This is a genomic window from Microcystis sp. M179S2, from assembly GCF_020245805.1.
In the GTDB taxonomy this organism is placed as follows: Bacteria; Cyanobacteriota; Cyanobacteriia; order Cyanobacteriales; family Microcystaceae; genus Microcystis; species Microcystis aeruginosa.
The window spans coordinates 1-21,889 of sequence record NZ_JADBUE010000142.1; the positions used below are offsets into that span (position 1 = coordinate 1).

16 protein-coding genes and 3 pseudogenes are annotated in these 21,889 nt (G+C 45.4%); 5 read left to right on the forward strand and 14 right to left on the reverse strand.

What is annotated here, in order from left to right:
- Window positions 1-211 (reverse strand): annotated as a pseudogene (locus IM500_RS08445) (hypothetical protein); the annotation flags it as partial.
- 409 nt (window positions 212-620) lie between these two features.
- Here IM500_RS08445 and IM500_RS08450 point away from each other — a divergent pair.
- The gene (locus IM500_RS08450) at window positions 621-869 is read left to right on the forward strand and encodes a type II toxin-antitoxin system RelE family toxin (protein WP_002751000.1); all 249 of its coding nucleotides are present in this window, start codon (window positions 621-623) and stop codon (window positions 867-869) included.
- Window positions 870-884: 15 nt separating this feature from the next.
- A complete protein-coding gene (locus IM500_RS08455; RefSeq protein WP_287738120.1) occupies window positions 885-1,085 on the forward strand; it encodes a type II toxin-antitoxin system Phd/YefM family antitoxin in 201 nt (66 codons plus the stop codon).
- Between the two features lie 53 nt (window positions 1,086-1,138).
- Here the strand turns inward: IM500_RS08455 and IM500_RS08460 are convergent, their stop codons facing one another.
- From IM500_RS08460 to IM500_RS08485, 6 genes and pseudogenes are all read right to left on the reverse strand, one after another.
- Entirely contained in the window at window positions 1,139-1,297 is a 159-nt protein-coding gene (locus tag IM500_RS08460) for a DNA cytosine methyltransferase (protein ID WP_287738121.1), read from the reverse strand.
- Between the two features lie 69 nt (window positions 1,298-1,366).
- Window positions 1,367-5,971 (reverse strand): glutamate synthase large subunit, encoded by a 4,605-nt coding sequence (gltB, locus tag IM500_RS08465; RefSeq protein WP_287738122.1) that lies wholly within the window; start codon window positions 5,969-5,971, stop codon window positions 1,367-1,369.
- A gap of 300 nt (window positions 5,972-6,271) precedes the next feature.
- Window positions 6,272-7,159: a succinate--CoA ligase subunit alpha gene (locus IM500_RS08470; protein WP_287738123.1), complete on the reverse strand. Its 888-nt coding sequence runs from the start codon at window positions 7,157-7,159 to the stop codon at window positions 6,272-6,274.
- 278 nt (window positions 7,160-7,437) lie between these two features.
- Window positions 7,438-7,734, reverse strand: a pseudogene (locus IM500_RS08475) (transposase); the annotation flags it as partial.
- A 206-nt stretch (window positions 7,735-7,940) separates the two neighbouring features.
- The gene (locus IM500_RS08480; protein WP_190723098.1) at window positions 7,941-11,810 is read right to left on the reverse strand and encodes a peroxidase family protein; all 3,870 of its coding nucleotides are present in this window, start codon (window positions 11,808-11,810) and stop codon (window positions 7,941-7,943) included.
- Between the two features lie 509 nt (window positions 11,811-12,319).
- On the reverse strand, window positions 12,320-13,504 hold the full coding sequence (locus tag IM500_RS08485; RefSeq protein WP_190723097.1) for an ATP-grasp domain-containing protein: 1,185 nt from the start codon (window positions 13,502-13,504) through the stop codon (window positions 12,320-12,322).
- Between the two features lie 666 nt (window positions 13,505-14,170).
- On the opposite strand from IM500_RS08485, the gene IM500_RS08490 reads away from it, so the two are divergent.
- Window positions 14,171-14,848 carry a hypothetical protein gene (locus IM500_RS08490; protein WP_190723096.1) on the forward strand — a complete coding sequence of 226 codons (678 nt, stop codon included), beginning with the start codon at window positions 14,171-14,173 and terminating at the stop codon, window positions 14,846-14,848.
- Window positions 14,849-14,902: 54 nt separating this feature from the next.
- Here the strand turns inward: IM500_RS08490 and IM500_RS08495 are convergent, their stop codons facing one another.
- The 5 genes from IM500_RS08495 to IM500_RS08515 form a co-directional block, all read right to left on the reverse strand.
- Complete coding sequence (locus IM500_RS08495) at window positions 14,903-15,841, reverse strand: GDP-L-fucose synthase family protein (protein WP_287738124.1); 939 nt, start codon at window positions 15,839-15,841, stop codon at window positions 14,903-14,905.
- Between the two features lie 12 nt (window positions 15,842-15,853).
- The gene (gene gmd, locus IM500_RS08500) at window positions 15,854-16,936 is read right to left on the reverse strand and encodes a GDP-mannose 4,6-dehydratase (protein WP_002798501.1); all 1,083 of its coding nucleotides are present in this window, start codon (window positions 16,934-16,936) and stop codon (window positions 15,854-15,856) included.
- Window positions 16,937-17,051: 115 nt separating this feature from the next.
- Window positions 17,052-17,393, reverse strand: a complete 342-nt coding sequence (locus IM500_RS08505; protein ID WP_147070886.1) for a TIGR03792 family protein — start codon at window positions 17,391-17,393, stop codon at window positions 17,052-17,054.
- Between the two features lie 12 nt (window positions 17,394-17,405).
- On the reverse strand, window positions 17,406-18,293 hold the full coding sequence (locus tag IM500_RS08510; RefSeq protein WP_190723095.1) for a ParA family protein: 888 nt from the start codon (window positions 18,291-18,293) through the stop codon (window positions 17,406-17,408).
- Window positions 18,294-18,308: 15 nt separating this feature from the next.
- The gene (locus tag IM500_RS08515; protein ID WP_190723094.1) at window positions 18,309-19,364 is read right to left on the reverse strand and encodes a metallophosphoesterase family protein; all 1,056 of its coding nucleotides are present in this window, start codon (window positions 19,362-19,364) and stop codon (window positions 18,309-18,311) included.
- Between the two features lie 107 nt (window positions 19,365-19,471).
- Here IM500_RS08515 and IM500_RS08520 point away from each other — a divergent pair, with 107 nt between their 5' ends.
- Window positions 19,472-19,948 (forward strand): pyroglutamyl-peptidase I family protein, encoded by a 477-nt coding sequence (locus IM500_RS08520; protein ID WP_159293043.1) that lies wholly within the window; start codon window positions 19,472-19,474, stop codon window positions 19,946-19,948.
- Between the two features lie 82 nt (window positions 19,949-20,030).
- Here IM500_RS08520 and IM500_RS08525 read toward each other — a convergent pair whose 3' ends face one another.
- Together IM500_RS08525 and IM500_RS08530 are read right to left on the reverse strand one after the other, a co-directional pair.
- Window positions 20,031-20,528 (reverse strand): hypothetical protein, encoded by a 498-nt coding sequence (locus IM500_RS08525; protein ID WP_190723093.1) that lies wholly within the window; start codon window positions 20,526-20,528, stop codon window positions 20,031-20,033.
- 489 nt (window positions 20,529-21,017) lie between these two features.
- Window positions 21,018-21,581, reverse strand: coding sequence for a GmrSD restriction endonuclease domain-containing protein (locus IM500_RS08530; protein WP_353737901.1), 564 nt, complete (start codon window positions 21,579-21,581; stop codon window positions 21,018-21,020).
- Window positions 21,582-21,650: 69 nt separating this feature from the next.
- On the opposite strand from IM500_RS08530, the pseudogene IM500_RS08535 reads away from it, so the two are divergent.
- Window positions 21,651-21,889, forward strand: a pseudogene (locus tag IM500_RS08535) (IS1 family transposase); the annotation flags it as partial.

The following is a 21,889-nucleotide window of genomic DNA, read 5'->3' on the forward strand; positions in this document are numbered from 1 at the left end:
TGGGGAATTGATCGACGTTAAAAAGTCCCCCGTCCGGCAATCCCGCACCCTGATGTCTGAGGTTGATAATGCAGCGCACTCGCGGTCTTAGGGTGTTACCGATTTCGTTAAGGAGAGTTTCAAGAGTGCCGTAGTAGGAGGTTTCTTTTACCGCTGCTTGGGAGGAGTGGATTTCGTGCAGGTTGCGAAAATAATTGACGAGGGGATTCATTAGGAGTCTTGTAAAAATCAAAAATTGTTGTTAGGGTTAGGCTTCGGTCGTCAGGATAATTAGGAATGAATAATAATTAACTAAGTAGTCTATTTACATATTTTATGCTATTTAATCCTTATTTGGGCTGTTTTTGAACCCTCAAAGGCTCTTGTATGAGTGCATGGGTGTCTGTGCTAACCAAGAAGTTAATTTTGTCCTACTACTGCTTGTTCTAAGGCTCTGCCTTGGAACATAATATATAAGTGGGGTTTCCCCATCACTATAAGCTGTTTTATTTGAGCTTGATAGCCCACCTCAACCTGATGGAGGTACAATTAATAGATCTCTGGTAAAAGTCCTAAATCCCTCAATCCAAAATCCAAAATTAGAAATCTTCAATTTCTCTGATTTATGCAAGAGGTATAATGTGAAATATCAAATTCAATTCAAGCCTAAAGCTATCAAAGACTTAGAAAAACTTTCTTCTCAAGATCGGACTAGAATTATGGCTAAAATTGAAGCAATGAAGGATAATTTACAAGGAGATGTCAAGCAATTAAAGAATTTTACGCCTAATTATCGCTTAAGGGTGGGTAACTATCGAATTCTATTTGAGGTTGAAGAAATCACTTTAGTGATTTATCGTGTTAAACATCGACAAAATATCTACAATTAAATTAAGGAGAAAACAATGATTGAATTACATCCTGAATTCTTAATCAAAAATGGCAAAAAAGAATTTGCTGTTTTAACTTATGAGGAGTTTATGAAAATTAAAGAAATCTTAGAAGACTTAGAGGATTTGGAAGATTTAATACAGGCAAAAGAAGAAGAAAAAGATAGTCAAACTTATTCTATAGATGAGGTTAAGAGGATGCTAAATATTGATTGATTGCTTGTATCTTGCTTTAATTCTACTATTTCGCAGATGGGAAAAAATAGAGTTCACCTTATATCTCTAAATCCGGCTTGTTTTCCTACTTTTCGACAGTTTTCGTCTATTTCACAAGAATATACACAGTCATAACCAACGCTCTCGAAAGCTAATCTAAATCCTCCAATACCAGCAAAAAGATCGATAAATCTGAGTTTTTCGTTTGTCATTGCCAAATTATGACATCAAAGAAATTAATCAATGGGTGCGTTAACAAAGAGTAACGCACCCCAAAGAAATTACACCGAAGTTAAGGTTTTCTCCGCGCTAATTTGCGCTTCGGGACTATCCGCTTCCGAGGGAGGGACTACTTGCCAGAATTGACCGAGATAGCTATCCCAATTAGCTAAAATTAACTTACCTTTGGGGCTATTAGTGCGTTCTACATGGGCCTCAATTAAAGATTTTAACTGTTCCGCACCGGCAGCCGTGCCAACCCGTTGAATCTTGACAATTTCGGGGTTGAGTTTCTCCGGTAGGGACGGATCAAGGATATAAGCTAATCCTCCCGTCATCCCGGCGCCGACGTTGCGACCGACGGAACCAAGCACGACAATTACCCCACCGGTCATATATTCACAGAGGTGATCCCCGGCCCCTTCGATAACTGCTTTCGCAGTGGAATTGCGGACAGCAAAACGTTCACCAGCGCGACCATTAGCGTATAACACCCCACCGGTGGCCCCGTAGAGACAGGTATTACCGATGATAGCGTTATCTTCGGGCTGATAATTGGCGTTTTGGGGCGGTAAGATGACAATTTCGCCGCCGTAGATGCCTTTACCCACATAATCGTTAGCTTCTCCCTCTAAATGGAGATTGACACCGGGTAAATTAAATGCTCCGAAACTTTGACCAGCTGCGCCCTGGAAATTGAGCTTAATTTCGCCTTCAAAGCCATCATTACCGTATTTTTGGGCAATTACCCCCGCAATTCTCGCCCCGACGGAGCGATCGGTATTGACAATCCTGTAGGTTTTGCTGACGGTTCCCTGTTGCTCGATCGCCTGTTTAATCTCGCTATCGGCTAGAATTTCCTCATCGAGGACAGCACCGTTACTATGTACTTCCTCGTGCTGCAACCAAGAGCGATCGCCACGGCCATCGGGTAAATTCAACAAACAATCGAGATTGAGGGATTCTGTCTTAGTTAAACGAGCATCGGAGCGCACTTTTAACAGATCTGCCCGGCCAATCACCTCATTTAAACTGTGATAGCCTAATTTCGCCAATAATTGCCGCGTTTCCTCGGCCACCAAAGTAAAGAAATTGACCACATGAGCGGGAATTCCAGGAAAACGAGTGCGGAGACGTTCCTGCTGGGTAGCGACTCCCACAGGGCAATTATTCGTGTGACAGACGCGGGCCATGATACACCCCTCGGCAATCATGGAAATGGAACCAAAACCGAATTCCTCCGCACCCATCAGAGCAGCCATAAGGATATCCCAACCGGTTTTTAGTCCTCCATCTGCGCGCAAAATCACCCGATGACGCAGTTGATTTTCCATTAACATCCGATGCACTTCCGTCACTCCCAATTCCCAGGGACTACCCGCGTGTTTGATCGAACTTAGGGGTGATGCACCTGTACCACCATCGTGACCGGAAATCTGGATAATATCAGCGTTAGCTTTGGCAACTCCGGCCGCAATTGTACCGATACCGATCTCGGCCACTAATTTGACGGAAACTTTGGCCCGGGGGTTAATTTGGTGTAAATCGTAGATTAATTGTGCTAAATCTTCGATCGAGTAGATATCGTGGTGAGGAGGGGGAGAAATCAAAGTTACTCCCGGTTTCGATCGCCGTAACATGGCAATATAGGAACTGACTTTTTTCCCGGGTAATTGACCTCCTTCTCCCGGTTTTGCTCCTTGGGCCATTTTAATCTCTAGCTGTTTTCCACTCATTAAGTATTCGGGAGTGACTCCAAAACGACCCGAAGCTATCTGTTTAATGGCAGAATTAGCCGTATCACCGTTTTTTAAGCCGTTTAGATGGGGCATAGTCACGGAATGTCCTTCTGCATCCACATCGCTTAAGCTGGTGTAACGGATCGGATCTTCTCCCCCTTCTCCGGAATTGGACTTACCTCCGATGCGATTCATGGCGATCGCTAGGGTTTCGTGTGCTTCCCGGCCCAAGGCACCGAGGGACATTCCCCCTGTGCAGAAGCGTTGCAGGATACTTTCGATCGATTCTACTGCTTCGAGGGCAATTGAGGCTCGATCGCTGTTAAATTCTAATAGATCGCGCAATGCAGTAACGGGTCTTTGCTGCAAGATTTGACGATAGGTTTCGTAATGGTCATATCCTTCACCTTGGGAGTGAGCGGCCACGGCTTTATGGAGTGCTTTCGCCATTTCCGGGGAATTCATGTGGTATTCTCCCCCCGGACGGTAGTTGACAAAACCGTAGTTTTCTAGTTTTTTGGCCGTAAGATTGGGGAAAGCTTTACTGTGGAATGCGATCGCTTCTTGGGCCACCTCAGCAATGCTTAAACCCCCGACGCGACTGGTAGTACCGTTAAAAGCTAGTTTAACTAAATCTGCCGATAATCCGATCGCCTCAAAAATTTGCGCCCCATGGTAGGAAGATAGGAGAGAAATACCCATTTTCGAGAGGATTTTCAGTAATCCCGCTTCTACGGATTTGCGGTAATTAATTAGGGCTTTTTCGAGGCTAATAGCTTCTAATTTGCCATTTTCCATCAATTTCTGAGTTTTTGGCTCGATCCACCACTGGGCGATCGTTGCTAACGCAAGATAGGGACAGACTGCGGAAGCGCCATAACCAATTAGACAAGCGAAGTGATGGGTACTCCAACATTGGGCCGTGTCGATCACGATGGAAGCTTTTAAACGCAAGTGTGAGCGAATCAGGTGATGATGGACGGCACCAACGGCCAATAAAGGGGGAATATAGCTAGTTTTTTCGTCAATAGGAGCAGTCCTGTCACTGAGAATTAAAATTTCCGCTCCCGATGCTACTTTCTTGGCGGCCTCAGCGCACAAATGAGCGATCGCGGTTTCTAATCCCCCCGGTCCGGTGGTCAGATCATAAAGGGTAGAAAGTTCGGCTGTTCTGTAGCTAGAGGTTTTAACTTTGGCTAATTCCGCATTATTGAGCAGGGGAGAGTCTAATTTCAGTAAATGTGCGTCATCAACCCCTAATTTAAGTATATTGCCCCGTCGTCCCAGATACATAGTCAAGGACATGACTAAACTTTCCCGTAAGGGATCGATGGGGGGGTTAGTAACTTGGGCAAAACGTTGTTTAAAGTAATCGTAGAGAAGATGGGGTTTACTGGAGAGGACCGCTAGGGGAGTGTCATCACCCATACAGAAAGTCGGTTCTTTTCCCTGTTCTGCCATGGGAACGATAATCATATCCACATCTTCGGCAGTATAACCGAAAGCGGTTTGCCTGGGAAGGAGATGACTAGGAGCGGGAATGTCTATCGCTGTTTCTTTGTCAATAAAGGTGCGTTGGGATTTCACCCATTCACCGTAGGGATTAGAGCGGGCAATTTCCTGTTTAATCGGCCAATTACGCTTAATTTCGCCTTTTTCCAGATCGACCGCGAGCATTTGACCGGGGCCGAGACGACCTTTTTCGATAATGGTGGTTTCATCGAGGGGAATAGTTCCCGCTTCCGAGGAAACGACGATATAACCGTTGTTAGTAATGCTATAACGGGCCGGTCGCAAACCGTTGCGATCCAAACAAGCGCCGACGATTCCCCCGTCACTGAATACCAGTAAAGCCGGACCGTCCCAGGGTTCCTGTAAACCGCTATAGTATTCGTAGAAGTCGATAATTTCGGGATAATCCTGTAAATCCGGCTGATTATTGTAGGCCTCCGGCACTAGGATCATAGCTGCTTCTAGGGGACTGCGACCGGTTCTCACCAATAATTCTAGGGCGCTATCGAGGTTATAGGAGTCGCTGTTAGCGGGGTTAACAATGGGAGTCAGGGATTGTAATTCTTCGTGGGTCCAACCTTGGGTTTCTAAAGCGGGTTCCCGGGCCGACATCCAGTTAATATTGCCCAAAAGGGTGTTAATTTCGCCGTTATGACCCAATAAGCGCATCGGTTGAGCGAGAGGCCATTTTGGTTGGGTATTGGTGCTAAAACGTCGGTGATAAATAGCGAATTGACTGCTATAGGCGGGATTTTGCAGGTCTAGATAGAATTCTCGCAGGATTTCGCCCCGTACCATGCCTTTATAGACAATGGTGCGACAGGAAAAGGAACAGAAATAGAAATCATCGGCCAGTTGCTTACCGACTTCAGAACGGGCAATATAGAGTAGGCGATCGAATTGAGAACCAGCTAAATCGGGGGAAGTAACCAGAATTTGCTCGACGTAGGGTTGATTTTCCCTTGCTTGTCTTCCGAGGACTTCGGGACGGACGGGAACAGCGCGCCAACCTAAAATCTTAATATTATATTTATTGACAATTTCTTCGATGTGTGCTTTAGCGTCGGCGCGTTCTTGGGCTGCTTGGGGAAGAAAGACCATACCCACCCCTAGGCGCTCAGATTCTGGCATATTTAAGCCATTTTCGGCGAACCAAGCAGCGAGGACATCTCTGGGGATAGCGGTCATCATACCGGAACCGTCACCGGAATCCTGATCGGCGCTGCAGCCTCCCCGGTGTTCCAAACAACCTAAGGCTAAAAGTGCCTGTTCAATCAGTTGATGGCTGCCAGAACCGCGCACATCGGCAATAAAACCGACTCCGCAAGCGTCCCGTTCCTCTACGAGCCATGGGGGACCCCAATAGGGATCGATTTGGTGTATATTGTCGGTTTTTAGGTTATTTTGTTGCGCCATAGAAGTTATCCTTAGGGTCGTTGTCTAGAAGGGTGGGATAGTTGGTCTGCTGAAAGGGTCAATCTAGAATAGAATTTTTTTTGATCTTGCCGTTTCGATTGTCGCTGATTTTTCCTAATTTTTGCCTGTTGCCGTCTTTATCTTGGCCGGTCTGAGGAATCACAGGTGATCTACCATGATATAGTAGCTCTCAGGAATTGTCATCGAAAATCCCCTGGATGGGGTGAAACACCCTGTTAGGTGCTTATTTGGGCAGAATATTGTCGGATTATAAATATTATTGGAGCAATGGGGTCAAATTCAGGACAAAACTTTAGCTAAAGAGGCAGGTAAATCGGCTAATTTTTCTACCACTGTCACCCCAGCTTCTTGAAAATGACGTAAGCTATCTTTTCTGGTATTCTTAGCGGCAACAGAGTAGGAAAGTTGGTTAGAAATAATTGTTTCTGTATCGCCGAAATTGGTTTCAATCGCTGCATTTAACCCCACAAGATAGGCAATCACTGGTTTTTCGAGCGCCGAGGCAATATATTTGGCTGCCTCGATTTCGGCCTTTCCCCCCACCTGACTGACGAGGAGAATTGCCTCGGTATTGTCATCTTCCTCAAAAACCTGCAACCATTGGGACAAATTGGAGCCAATAATGCCGTCAGTACCCAAATTTACCGCCATAGATTCACCATAACCCGCTGCTGTTAAAGTTTTCGCCACTTCATCCCCTATGCGATCGCCGCGGGTGATCAGACCGATTGTCCCCGATTGATAAAAATTCGGTTCACAAATACCCAACCAAAGATAATTGGGAATAATTACACCCTGGCTGCCAGGTCCGAGAATTAATGTCCCGGTGGTACTAGCTATCTTTAATAATTCCACCAGATCCAAGGGGGGAACTCCGGGGGTGACGATAATTAATTGGGGAATTGCTGCTGCGATCGCTTCTAAGGCCGCATCTAGGACTTGATTGGGGGGGACTAAAATTAAACTGGTTTGGATTTCTCCCGTTTCAGCAACGGCCTCGGCCACTAGATCAAACACTGGTATCTCTGCGATTATCTCACCACTGCAGCCACTAGCCACCCCCGCTACTAAACAGGTTCCCTGAGCTTTCAATCGTGCCGCATAATATTTGCCTAGGGGTCGATCGATCCCTTGCATAATTATCTGATCTTTATCTGTCCATTTCATATATTAAGTGTTGGGAGTTGTTTCAGTAATCAGTAAACAATAATCAGTAAACAGTAAACAGTAATCAGTGAGACACTGTTGATGGGAGTTTTTTTCAGTGGTCAGTAAACATTAAACAGTAATCAGGTTCTGAAGGCAAGAGTCACTCATGCAAGAGGCAAAAGAAATGTCTCACGTCTGACTCACTGTCTCACTTTCTTCTCCTCCCTCTTCTGCGGTTCGACAAGCTCACCGTCCACTCTGGCACCAGATTCTTTGCCATCGAGAATTTCTCGTCCTTTTTTCACCATTTCTTGGTTAATTTTGTTAAGGAGATTTAAGTTAATTCCTTTCCGAAAATGTACCATCATTTTGGCATCAAAGGGGACTTCTATTTGATAGTTTTTTAGCCCAATAAAACACTGGAGATAAGGGTTTTCCCTAACTTGTTCGATGGTTTCTCTATCACTTATTCCTAATCTTTATTGAATAATTAATAATGCCAATGCCACCCTAAATGGTAAGGCGGGGATTCCCTTATTTTCAGGGAAGCTTTTTGCGTATTCTTCTTCAAATTTTTCCCAGGGAATTATAGTCATTTCAATTAAGATTGAGAACATCAATCCCAGAGTTCATAAGGGTTTAACTGGTCTAGAGTGTATCAGACTTATCTGAAATGACTATAAGTTGGTCATAATAACTACGGCGGATTCAGGATTGGTCTGGTACATTCTCCACTAAGGAATTAGCTGTGTCAGACGAATAAAGCAACCGCCGTAATTTATTACGCTTCCAAGGCCGCTCAGATCAGCAAGAAATTGCTGCTGACCAGGTTGGGGAAGACCGCGTTGGCCGACGCCACATCCGAGGGAAAAGCCGGATTGAAGCGGTTCAGGTTAGCGATCTGCGTGGGCGTGACAACGCCAGTGCCGTCGGGATCAAAGAACAGATCACCGTTGGAGAGGTTATAGATGAAGCGCTGGCTTGCCGTGTTGGCCCCCGTCGCCCCGGCCTCCGCCCGCAGCTGGGCTGCGGTAAGGGTGGAGCCGCTCAGGCCTGCGTAGACGTTCTTGTCGAAGACCAGTTGGTCCAGACTGGAGTTGAAGTCCCGCAGTTGATCCACCCCATTGAGACCCGGGGCCTCGTTGAAGGTGAAGCGATCGTTTCCTCCACCCCCTGTGATGATGTCGTTCCCCTGGCCGCCGATGAGGGTGTCGTTACCAGCCTGTCCCTTCACCAGATCATTGCCGAGGCTGCCGCTGACAACGTCGTCGCCATTGCCGCCGTTGAGATCATCGGCGCCATCCTCACCGAAGAGGCTGTCGTTGCCCTCTCCGCCATACATATCGTCGTTGCCAGTGCCGCCATAAATCTGATCTTTGCCGGCATCCCCACGCAACATGTCAAAGCCGTTTTCACCGTAGATGGTGTCATCTCCTTCACCGCCATCGGCAAAGTCATTGTCATCGCCGGCCCAGAAGGTGTCCGCGCCTCCATCGCCCCACATGCAGTCATCCCCAGCCAAGCCCTTGAATTGATCGGAACCGTTGGTGCCGCCAAAGAGCTCACTGGCCTTGCCCTCCCCGTTGGGACTGAACACGCCGCGGGCATCAAGGTAGTTGCCACCATTGCCGACAAGCACGCCATTCACATAGCCAGCCCTGCCCACCAGCCGTTGAGTTCCAGTAACATCCACCACCGTCTGAGTGTCCTGAAGCAATAAAGCTTCAGAAGAATAGGTGTTGAAGCTTTGCAGGGATCGCTCATAATCAGCATCATTCACCGCAAAGATCTTGTGGTAGAGATGCTTAACTCCCGTGGCGGCCATTACCATGTCGGCCACCGTCTTCCCCTTGATTTCCTCCACCAGATCCGTGGCAGCCAGCTTGCTCAGGTAGTAGGCCTCATCACCCCGCTGCAGTTGCTGCATCTGGTAGGCATAGATGAAATCATGGGTGGGGCCAAGCATACCGCCGGGGGTTTTGGCCTCTGCCAATCCACCCAGCCAGAGGGAGATCTTTTGGAAGTCCTGGTTGCCGCTGGGCGTGTTCACGGGCGCTGAGGGATTCAGGGCATCCGTGCTGCTGCCGCTGTAGAGCAGGCCCATGAAGGTGTCATCCCCCATGGCCAAATCCGCCGCAGCGGAGAGGGCGGCGGCGTAGGTGGCGGCCGCGCCTGGAGCCGGACTGGCTTGCAGTTGATTCCAATAGGAGAGATCGGCATTGCCCGAATAGCCGCTGAGGATGGCATCGCGGGCGTAGGCCATGATGAACGTCTTCAACGATTCGGGATGAAGCAGATGGGCTCCAAAATCCTTCCAGCTGATATAGGGCCGCAGGTTGGCCTCCAGGGCCGCAAGGTTGGCGTCAATGGCATTGTTGGCCTGCACCAACCCGGTGGTGCCCCCTGGAGAGGTGCGTACGTCACGAAGGTAGGTTTGAATCTGGCGACGGGCTTCATTGAGGGAGGTGATGCCGGTATCCAGGCCGCGGGCGATGTTGAGGGCACCCAGATCCAAGGGCAGTCCTACCAGGGCGTTTTGAAGGGTGTTGGTGATGAATTCATCGGTGGCGTTGCCCACCTGCTGGCTCATCCCTGCGGCGATCTGCCCTGCTGTGTCGCGCGTGTAGATCTGGGGGGCGAGAAAGGCCTGCAGCAGCGGGATGTCCATCTGCCCGCCGGGGTTAGCCAGGCCCGTTTGCTGGTTCACCGAGGTGAGGGCCACGGTTTCGGTGAGCTGGGAATGGCCGAAGCGAAAGGCGCTGGAGGCGAATTCCGCCAAGATGCTGGCATTGAAGCCGGCGTTGTTGTTGTTGCCCGCATTGGGACCTGCGAATGCACCCAGGTTGGGGGTAATGCGCCGCGCGTACTCCTGCAACACATGGTGTTGGTAGAAGTTTTCATTGGCCAGCTTGGCGATTTGAAACAGCTCTTCTCCGGAAAGGGCCTGGTTCTGGCCGTTGTTTCCGGCATTCTGGGCCAGATTGGCCTGAATCTGAGACAGGATATTGTTGTGGGTGGTGACAAAGATCTCATGCATTGCCGTGAGACCAATATTTTCATTCAGGCGCCCATCTCCGCCCACAGCGTGTTGATTCAGCCGAGAGGGATCCTTCAGATCACCGTTGGCGTTGAAGGGATCGCTGCCAGCAGGCTGGGGAGAGCCTTTCCAGTCACTGGCCAGATCGATCAGAAAGGCTGAACCCGCCTTGGCCAGCACCTGATTGGAGGTGACGGCCGCCGTATCAAAGACGTAGCTCTTCTGCCCCGACACCTTGTCGAGCACCACAAAGGCATAGCGCCCCGCATTGGGCTGGCCCTGGGGGATGATCTCCACCAGGGGCACAGACAGCACATCGCGATCGCGCAAAGTCAGGCCAATGCGCTCGGCATTCTTTTTCAGGTCAAACCAGCGGGCGGTGGAGTTTTGCGGATCTGCGAGCAGCCGGCCCGTCAGTTCACCATTGCCCTTGTATTCCCGCATGAAAATGGCATGGCTCTCCACCGAGCCATAGACCTGGTTGAGATCAAAAAAGGCGGAGGTTTGGTTGAAGCTCTCGCCATTGCGTGGGGTGAGCTTCAGCACGCTCTGGCCGCTGTCGTTAGTGGTGGTGGAGGCAACCACGCTGGTGAAGGCCGCCTTGCTGTTGATGGTGGCCACCACATCGTTGAGGGTGGCGCCCGCATTGATCACGATCAGCTGCTCATTGAGCACCAAGGTCCCCCCACTGGTGCCAGTGAAGCTGGTGCCGATGGCGGCGTTCTCATTGTCCACATCCCATTGGCTGGGGCGGCTGTAGCCCGCTAGGCCTAGCTCCGCCACCAGGGCATCGCGGCTGCCCTCGCCGATCTCCACCTGCACCGTGTTGGTGCGGGAGAGAGCCATGAAGTTGGTGGGCGAGCCAGGGTTGTAAAGGCTGTCTCCAGGGAGCAGGGGGATCAGCAGGCTGCCATCCTTGCCCTTGGCGAGAAAATCCATGCCGTGGTCGTTGTATTGGCCAAACAGGGCGAAAAAGCCTGAATTCGGCAGGGGATTTCCAGTATTGGAGCCATTCACCCCATTGCCACCGGTGAGAATGGTTTCATGGCGGGTGTTGTTTTTCTGGCTCACCCGCTTGCCGGCCTGGGTGCCGGCCTGGGTCCACTCCTTGGCGTAGGGATCATCCAACACCTGCAGCGCTGTCTTGCCGCTTTGATTGGAAACCAGATTGCTGATCAGCCTGGGGCTGGCATCGAAGATGTCGGGATTGCTGGGATTGGCATAGCCGCGAAGGCTGTAATCAAGCGTATAGTTTTGGTCGTAGACGACCGCTCCCGTCTGGAAGTTGATCGTGAAACCACCCGTGGCTTGCGTGAAGCTCTGGCTGGTGAGACGGCGAAACAGTGTGCCTGTCGCCCCGGCCATGAATTTCGGATCTGTGGTGGACAAGGGGTAGGGTGCCGAGATGGGGGTGATGCCGCCACCCACCTGGTAACGCAATTGATCCGTGCCATCGACAAAGCGGATGCCGCTGGTGGGTCTGGCGCCCGTCACACCCGGATTGAAACCAGGCAGAACGGCGAGACGGGGATCGTTGTTCCATTCCTTGTAGACGCGATATTGATAACGAAGAAAAAACAGATCGTCGATTGTGAACGTATCAATCACCGAATCGAAATTGGGATTTGGCATTATTTGGCAATGTGCAGTATTTTTCCTAACCCGTGTGCAAGCATATTTTTAGTCTTGATTTACAAGGCTTTCAGAAATCAGCAGAGATAAAGTCTCCTTTGTAACCCTGATTCTGTCGTTTTTAGTTGCACATCGCGTTTTTTTACTCTAAAGACAATAATATAGTTTCATGGCAGAAACGTTGCATTTCCCAATAAAACTTTACATTTAACCTACCTTCCCCACTTCTTAACATTCCATTGATAATTTTCCCTAATACATTGCTTAGAAACCATTACCAGCAATGATTATAGCTAGAGTGATCGATTTTTCTCAAGGTGAAGAATTGTAATTTGTTTTCTCAGAAAAATCAATTATTGAGAATGGTTCTTAATAGTAGTTTCTACAATGACAGTTTTTGGTAAAAACATCTTGAGGAATATAAAAATATATGAAGATGTGCGGAGTGTCGGATTTAAGAACATAACAAACCCAAAACGCCATTTTTTCAATTGAACTGGTCACTGATTCTAGGCTAATTTAATTGCTGCCGTGACTACCTCTTCTAAAGACTCTAACCAATGAAAGTTAACATCAGCTAAACTCTGACTGATATCGATCGCTTTACTGTCAGCTAGGACGCGAAAAATTATTTGTGGTAGGGTGGGATTGAGAAAAGATCGAGGTTGCAAGGTTTGTCTTTCCTGTCGGGTAGCCCGGATCGTTCGTTCACCACTGCCCCGGCTGGGTGATAATGGGCTATAACTGCGGTAGTAATTGCTAATAGTCTCGATCGCTTTTTGGCCAAAGTCGGGATAACTGACAATATCAACGATAACCACTTTTAAATCGGCCAATAGTTGGAATTGTTGCAGACCGGCCTCTATTTGCTCGTTTAATTGCTCTAATTCTAGTCTTTCCTCCAGTATAAGCCAGGCTGCTAGTTTTGCCCCTTTGCCTGCCAAGGCATCCCAGACAGTGGACATCAAACCCTGGCCATTACTGATCACGGCTATTTGGCCAGTTTGATCAATTATCGACCAAGGGGATTGTAATTGGGGAGGGGTCAGGGCCAGAAGATCGAGATGTCTAGCTAAAGCGGCATCATTAACACTTATTTTGCCATCTAGGGCCATCACTTCCCCAGTTTCGTTGATACCCAAGGGATTAATCTCGATAATATCGAGATCTTTGCTGACAAAGAGACTATACATTTTTTCGAGAATTTGACTGATAGACTCGATCAAAGACCCTCTTAAACCCATAGATACGGCTAATTGCCGACAGAGATAGGGGGAAAATCTCTCTTCAATGACCACTTTTTGCATGGTTGCCAGTAAACTGTCCACATCCATCCCCCCTTGACTCGCACCGAGTAAAACCGGTCTTTGCAGATGATAATCGAGTAAAATGGCTAAAAATATCTCCTGTTGCGGATTATACCTGGCTTCTGCTAAGATTACCTCTGGATATTCTCCGGCGATCGGTAAATGAAAGATAGCATGGGCAGCCGCGATCGCATCGATGGTATTAGCGACAAATTTCACCCCTCCTGCTTTTCCTCGTCCTCCCGCTCGTACCTGGGACTTCAGCACGATAGGATAGGGAATGTTTAATCTTTTTAGTCCCCCCGGTTCGTGGATTGGTTGGGAAGGTAAAATGGGGATGCCGACTTGAGCAAATATTTCCTTGGCTTGGTATTCGAGTAAATCCATAATTGATTAATTGATAAAGTGGCGATTCTCTCTTTGCTCGTTTCGGTAGCTTGGGGACTATGAAGATTATTTTAGCAACAGCATCCAGTTCACGGGTGATCAGGGAGAATATTCTTGGCTTACTCGATCGCAAAAATTAAAGTTAATTGTGTCATTATGCGGTTAGAGGAGAAACTTTTTTAGCTACCCACCCCTAGTAGTCTAGCAATCTTTCACTCTCTCTATTTCTATCTTTAGTAAGCTTTACTGCATTTAAACTGAGTATTGGATGCTTTAGTACGCATGAACTATTCCCTACTCCCCGCTCCGGCGCTCCCTAATTCCTAATTCCCCACACCCCACACCCTCAGTTTTTTGTCACAATTGTTACATTTTTTCAGAGATTTTAATTCGATCGGGTGATTTTTTTTGATAGGATTGAACCTATAATTCTCCCATAAATAGTTATTGTTCCCCATTAACCCTGCCAAACTAAGAACTGCGGACAAATCAAGAGTTTTGGCGTTTCAATAGACCAAATAAACTAATAACTGGCAATTAGTAGGAAATCTCAGTTATTTTTGGCTAAAATTCTCCTTTTTCCCGCATTTTCTTGCTTGGAAACAAACTTTTTTCCGCTTTCGTCTTTATCTTTAATTCGCTCCCACTAGGAAACTCAAGGGTAAGATGCTAAATTTTCAAAAGCAGGGTCGTCATCATCCTCTGACCCTATTCACAATGCTTTTAAGTGCTTCTTTCGTTGTGGTCTCCCTTTCCTTGACTTCTGCGATCGCACGTCAATTCGCCCCAATTAACCCGATTAAAACGATTCCTTTGGGGAATGCTCAATTAATTCCTGCCGGCACAGACATCCCTGTAAAATACGAGCAAGGGGAAAAAATTCTTTTAACCAAACAAGAAACTTTTTCTTTATCTCTGACCGTCACCGATAATATCAAAAATTCCCAAGGACAGACAATTATTCCCGATGGTAGTCAGATTATCGGAGAAATTAAACCTGATGGTCAAGGTTCGCGTTTTTTATCCCAAAAAATCTTTTTAAAAACCCGTCAACCCCAAGAAAAATCTATTGATGCTATTTCGGCAGTTTTCACTCGTCTAGAAAGGCTAATTAAAGGAGTTAACCCCGATAAAATTATTCAGGGTGCAGTATTAGGAAAATCCGCCGCTTCTGTCCTCGCTTCTTTTACTTCTGACCAACCGGTTAGCGAGGGATTATTACGAGGAGGAGGATTAGAAGTATTAGCCGGTTGGTTACTACGAGGAGAATCGGTGGAATTATTGTCAATTAACCCCAAGGAAGATTTAAAATTAACCCTTCGTTCTGATTTTACCGGGCAGTAAGCTGAAAAAAAATCTGGTGTGTTAGTTATTTATCTAACACACCAGCTATCTGGACTAAGCGGCGTTTTGTCGATACCATTCAATGGTTTTCCGCAAACCTTCTTTAAATTCCATTTGAGCAACAAAACCGAATTTTTCCCTAGCGCGGGTTGTATCTAAACAGCGTCGCGGTTGACCATTCGGTTTATCTATTTCCCAAACAATTTCGCCATCAAAACCCATTAAATCACAGATTAATTCCACTAAATCTTTGATAGAAATCTCATAATTTGTACCAAGATTAACCGGGTCTGACTCATTATAGAATTGACTGGCCATGACAATGCCTCGCGCTGCATCGGTGGAGTAGAGAAACTCCCGGGTTGGACTACCATCTCCCCAGACAGGAAGTTGTTTATCCCCCCGTTGTTGTGCCTCATAAACCTTGCGAATTAAAGCAGGAATTACATGGGAACTACCCGGATCAAAATTATCCTCCGGCCCGTATAAATTTACCGGTAAAAGATAAATTCCGTTGAAACCATACTGCAAACGATAGGACTCTAATTGTACCAATAAAGCCTTTTTAGCGATACCATAAGGCGCATTGGTTTCTTCGGGATATCCTGACCATAAATCGTCTTCACGGAAAGGTACTGGAGTAAATTTTGGATAGGCACAAATTGTCCCCACACAGACAAATTTTTGCACTCCTGCTAGATAGGCAGCATGAATTAATTGGGTTCCCATCATCAAATTATCATAGAATAATTCGGCGGGTTTTTCCCGATTGAGACCGATACCTCCCACATGGGCAGCCAAATGGATAATTAAATCTTCTTCGTTGGCTAAACGTTGACAGTTTTCCCAAACTCTTAAATCACAATCTTTAGACCGAGGAATTGTAATTTTTTCGGGATTGGCCCCCGCTGCAATTAATTGATTAACTACTTGCCGACCTAAAAATCCAGCCCCCCCGGTGACAACGATTCTTTGTTCGCTTAAATTCAGCATATTTTTACCTCTTTAATCCACAGTTGTCATTGAACGATTGCGAAGATAAGCCAAATCTTTTAATAACTGTCCGCTATCACCACCGTTATTAAGATTAATCCCCAAAGCCGCTAAATCCGCATCTACCATTAATTTTACCAGTCCCTCGAACGTTACCGACGGCTGCCAACCTAATTTCTCTCTGGCTTTTGTGGAATCTCCTATCAATAAATCCACTTCCGCTGGACGCAAATAACGTTCATCAAACTCCACATAATCCTGCCAATTTAAATTAACGTATTGGAAAGAAATATCGAGAAACTCCCGGATAGAATAGGTTTCATTTGTCGCCACTACATAATCATCTGGTTCTTGCTGTTGTAACATTAACCACATCGCCCGCACATAATCCTTAGCATAACCCCAATCCCGTTTAGAATCGAGATTTCCTAAATAAAGTTTTTTCTGTTGTCCGGCAATAATTCGGGCCAAAGCGCGGGTAATTTTGCGCGTGACAAAAGTTTCTCCACGACGGGGGGATTCATGGTTAAATAAAATGCCGTTACAGGCAAATAAGTCGTAGGATTCCCGATAGTTGACCGTTTGCCAGTGACCGTAAACTTTCGCGCAAGCGTAGGGACTGCGGGGATAAAATGGCGTGGTTTCTTTTTGGGGAACTTCCATGACTTTCCCGAACATTTCCGAGGAACCTGCTTGATAGAAACGGACTTCGATGCCAGTTCTTTTTTGGTAATCCCGAATTGCTTCTAGTAATCTTAAGACCCCCACCCCCACAGCATCGACGGTGTATTCTGGGGCATCAAAACTAACTCGCACATGGGATTGGGCCCCTAAATTATACACTTCTACTGGTTGCACTTGTTCGAGGATACGCCGCAGGGTCGTGCCGTCAGTGAGGTCGCCATAATGAAGAAATAATTTAGTATCGGGCTGGTGGGGGTCAGTGTAGATATGATCGATGCGATCGGTGTTAAAGGTGGAGGTACGACGGATGATACCGTGGACTTGATAACCTTTTTCTAATAATAATTCGCTCAGATAGGAACCATCTTGGCCGGTGATGCCGGTAATTAGGGCGCGTTTAGCTTCAGTCATCAGTAATTTACCTAATCAGAAAGAATAAAGACTCTGACTGCTTATAGCACACTTTAGCCCCTCAGGACAAGTTTGGCTAGGTTGAGAGGGGACAAAAAGATGAATTGATTTTTGCTCAGGTCCCCAGAGAGCCTAAATTGTTCTGAAAATTTTCTCGAAATTTTCTGACCTGAAATTCCTTGACTTTGAGCAGTTGATAATTATCTTTTCCCATGGCTAGGGAAAATTTGGCTTCGGTGTCATCAAGTAAATTTTTGGAGATAGCTTTCCACTGTTCTTGTGTTTGCCAATGGACAACGATAATTAATTCTTCCTCGATGGCGGGATTAATCCAAAGCTCCTTACCTAAAAAACCAGGTTGTTTTGCTAAAAACTTTGTCCAAATTTCTTGATCTTTTTGGATAAATTTTTCCCTAGCTTCGGGTTTAACTTGAAATTCTAACCACTCAATGACCATAGTAATTATCTCCTATTTTTTGGCTTTCATCAAGAATTCTTCTGTGAGTTTCATAAAAGCTTTGGAACCACTAGAAGAGGGCATAGCTGCCACCACAGGCACGAACATATCAACAGCTTTAGCTACATTAACATCCAGAGGAATCGCATTAGCAAAAATTTGATGGGCTTGAAAATCCTGTTGTACCCGGCGCATGACTTGATTATAGTAGCGACTGAGTAAACCACCACCGGAAAGAATAAAAACTATACCGAGTAAACCGGGGTTAATCGGTGCGGTTTCTTGATGACTAGCTTTCAGTTTAACTATTCTTCTTTCTAATAGCTGAATGCCGACAATTGATAAAGGTTCGGGACGGGCAGGTAGTAAATAAAAATGACTGCTACATAGACCACTACGAGTTAAAAGATTATAGCCCGGAGCGCAATCCATGATAATATAATCGTAACGGTCTTGAATGGGATCAATGATTTTTTGAATTAAGATTCTTTCCAGGTTATTCCAAGCATGATCAAAGCCTAAATCTTCCTGTAAAATTGCTTGGTGGTGCAGGGTTTCTGAGACGACATATTCATCATAAAGTTCGATGTCTCCTGGCAGTAGATCTAAGCCTTGAATTTCACAGACTGAAGGGACAATAATATCATCAATAGTTAATTTATTGTAGGGATTGGGTTTGATAATTGCTTCTAATAAATAGCTTAAAGTGCGTTTTTTGCGACGCAGTTGAGCGAATTCGTGGGGAGACATTAAGCTAAGAGTCGCACTGATTTGAGCGTCTAAATCGAGGACAAGGACTCGTTTTTGCTGAAATTTAGCTAAACAGGTGGCAAGGTTGACGGTAAGGGTAGTTTTTCCTACTCCTCCTTTCATATTAACGGTGCTGATGACAGTGGCCATTAGGGGAATTCCTTTCTAGTTAACCGATGGAATATCTCGACGTAAAACCTGCCCGTTGGGAGCCATAATCAAAGGAGGTAAACTGGTAATATTGATCGCCTCTTGGGTTTTCATGTCGTAGGTGGTGTAAACTGTTTCCTGTTGATGGGGATTAATATCGACAATTGTTAGGGTTTTTCTAGGTGCTTGTTCACTGTTCAATAACCGTCGCGGTCCACTGCCTAAAGCTCCCGCGTGTAATAATTGTAATTGCCCCCGTTTACCCGGATAGTAAGCGTGAGCGTGGCCACTAATATAAGTATGCACCTGATGGCCCTCTAAAAACGCTCTTAATTTCTCGGCATCGGCTAAATAATCCCCCGGTCGATTTCTGCCCACGGCAATACCGTAGAGGGGTAAATGACCGATTACTAGCCGCATCCTAGCATTTTTAGCGTCGCTACTACTCAAGTTTTTTGCTGCCCAATTTAGTTGTTCCTGAGAGATTAAATGAGTGGAGGCATCCCAAACTAGATAGAATATACCATTTTGAGTGAAAGTATAATAAAAAGGAAAGCCGGTTTTATCGATAAAATTTAAACTTGTATCATGTTGGGGGTTTTGCCAATAATCTTGGGCTAATTGTCTCTCTTGAGCATAGATAAATTTTCCTGCCGATAAAGCTCCAGAAGCGTCATGATTACCGATGGTAAAACCAAAAGGTATTTTAGCAGCTCGCAGGGGCGCGGCGATATGGCGATCAAAGGCTGACCACATGGCGTTAATTGCTGCCTCTGTCAAGCTGCTTTTTTGTCCTGCCACCATGTCGCCACCACAGAGGACCAGATCGGGTTTATTATTGATAATTAAAGGGATAGCTCGATCGATTTCGGGATCGTAAGTTGTGGAACCGTATTGACTATTAAGGTCACTAATCACAATTATCTTGACTTTTTTCGCCTTTTGTGCTTGTTTAACAGCCGACTCAGGGGGATTTTTGGAAGTAACGGGCTGTAAAATTTGATGAGCGCAAGCTACCAAGCTAAAACCGCCTAAACTGCCACTGATCAGCAAAAATTTACGGCGTTGCATAGGATATCAATCTCGTCTTTAATTGAGGTCACGTCAGTTATTGTAGCAATTTTTGTCCCCTCGCTCGCTTTTTTGTTGATCATCCCAATTAACTATCAGGAGATAACTTGACAATTCTCTTAACTTCTTTTGCGCCTTGGTTATGCCATCACCGGAGTAATTCCTCCGATGATTTGTTAGTATCCATTCAATATAATTATCCCAAAAAGCTTTTATTTTTGCGTCAACTTCCCGTTAATACCCATCGAGCCAGTGAACGAGTTATCAAAGCTCTTCAAGACAAAAAGCCTGATTTCGTTATTTGTTGTGGCATGGCAGAAAGTCGTTATCGTTTAAGTTTAGAATCTCAGGCTAGGAGTAGCACAAAAAAGTTATTTACACCAATTCCTCTTAAGGATTTTGTCAAAGAGCTTGCCTATAGCTATATCAGCGATAATGCCGGTCAGTTTGTCTGCGAAGAATTATATTTTCAAGTCTTAAAACATCATCCGAGAGCTTTATTCGTTCATGTGCCGCTTTTAACTGACAAAAATTTTGCCATTATTCAAAGAGATTTTCAAAAAATTATCACGCTTAGTCGTTAGCTCATACAGTATAATTCAGGAATCAGTTTCAAGGGAAAAAGGAAAAAGGACATCTTGGTATTTTGCCGAGCAACAAGCAAGGTTATTGTAAATGTGCAGTACATTGACCTATACTTGTATTTCGCCAAATCACATAGTAGGTATTATTTGGTATTACATTAATTACCCCTTCCCCATAGACTTGACAATTGCCAATAGTTTGACAACGAATTTGTCCAGTTATTTGATATCTTTGTTGTCCTAAGTCAATATTATTTATAGTAGAAAAATTTCCTTGCGGATAAAAATATTCACCACTAATGTTGACAGCTATGGGCAGAACACATCCAAAATTATCCCCGGCATAAGCTATATTAATTGAGGTTTTCTGTGGCGTATATGTAGGGTTTGGTATTGGTGCCGGTGTTGGTGGTGGCCTATATGTAGGGGTTGGTATTGGTGTCGGTTCCGGGGATTTACCAGCAAAAAAAGATTTAATTTCTTGCCACCACCAGGGGGCTGTCGCTCCAGCAAGAAGGGCTATAATAACAGAACTAATAATCTGTACGATTAAACTATTGTTTTTATTATCACTGGACATTTTCCTATTCCTCACTTGTGGATACAGCGTTTACCATATACATGAGGTTATTTCTCGCATCTGAAATACCTAATTGGCAAGGATTAGTCTATGCTTTACCTTTAGAAGAAAGGCTGTAATTAATTAGCTATTGACATTTGAGAAAATTACTGCAAGTCTAAGCAATCTAATATCTTCTGCCAGACTAGCACTTAATTGGGGATACGTCATCTGCTTGTTACATTAGTTAAAAATGACGCAAAAACCTTCTATTGGGACTTAGGCGTTTTCGGTCAGCAAAAAAGGCTCAAACCATTACGGGACAAAGGGTTAACCTCGATTTATGATTTTCCTTGATCTATCTGGGTTTCAGCATTTTTGTAGAAAGCAAAAAACCTAAGAACTAATTCTTGATCATATAATTCATTAAGTTTGCCATTACTTAATTGAGTAAGAGATTTGAAAACTTCGCTTTGACTAACTTTTAGTAAAAGCTCGTTAAGCCTGGGATTAACCCCTCGATAAATTGCATTTCTTATCTCCCTCCTGTGGAGTTAATTTTGAACCTCCAGAGTTGAGTCGTTTGAACAACTCATACTTCATGGAAGTACTACTTTCTCCTCTCAAAATTTCAACTCTACCAACAGCCCTTTTCAAGTTTATTTTTAGATTTTTTGGAAGATTGTCAACATTAAAGCCTTGCAAGCTTTTGACCAATCCTCCTTCTTGCAAAGTCCATTTATTTATAGTTTTTCTCTCTCCAGTTTCTTCCCCGCTTTCCTCATCAATTTCTTCTTCTTCTTCGACTCCTGATCTGTCTCTATCTTCTTGATAGTCAATTGTCCATTTACTACCTTTTAGTTCACCAAGAAAACTTATGAAAGTAGAAACACGTTGCCATCCATCGACTAATTCCCGTACACCGTTTTTATCCTCGTCCACAAATATTGGAGGAATTGGAATCGAGAGTAGAATCGATTCTATAAGTGCAGTTTTTTGTGCTGCTGACCATCGGAATAATCTCTGATACTCTGGTCTAATACTAAATACGGTTATTAAAAACTGATTATTTATCCACCCCTTTTGCCTGTCCTTATAAGTAGCCTATGCTCAACGGATTTAGTATTATTGGTTGCTATGCGCGGAGATAGGAGTCGTCAATCAGCCAAAAAACTTTGGGGCCAGTTTACCCGGTGTTTACCGACAATGTGCTGTTACTTACACAGACTTTTGGGAGTCCTATAAGACAGTAATTCCTAGTAAACGTCATCGACCGTTCGGTCAAGAAACTGGTCAAACTAATCCTATTGAAAGATTAAATAATACCTTTCGACAAAGGATTTCTCGGCTGGTGAGAGAGAGTCTATCTTTCTCTAAAAAAA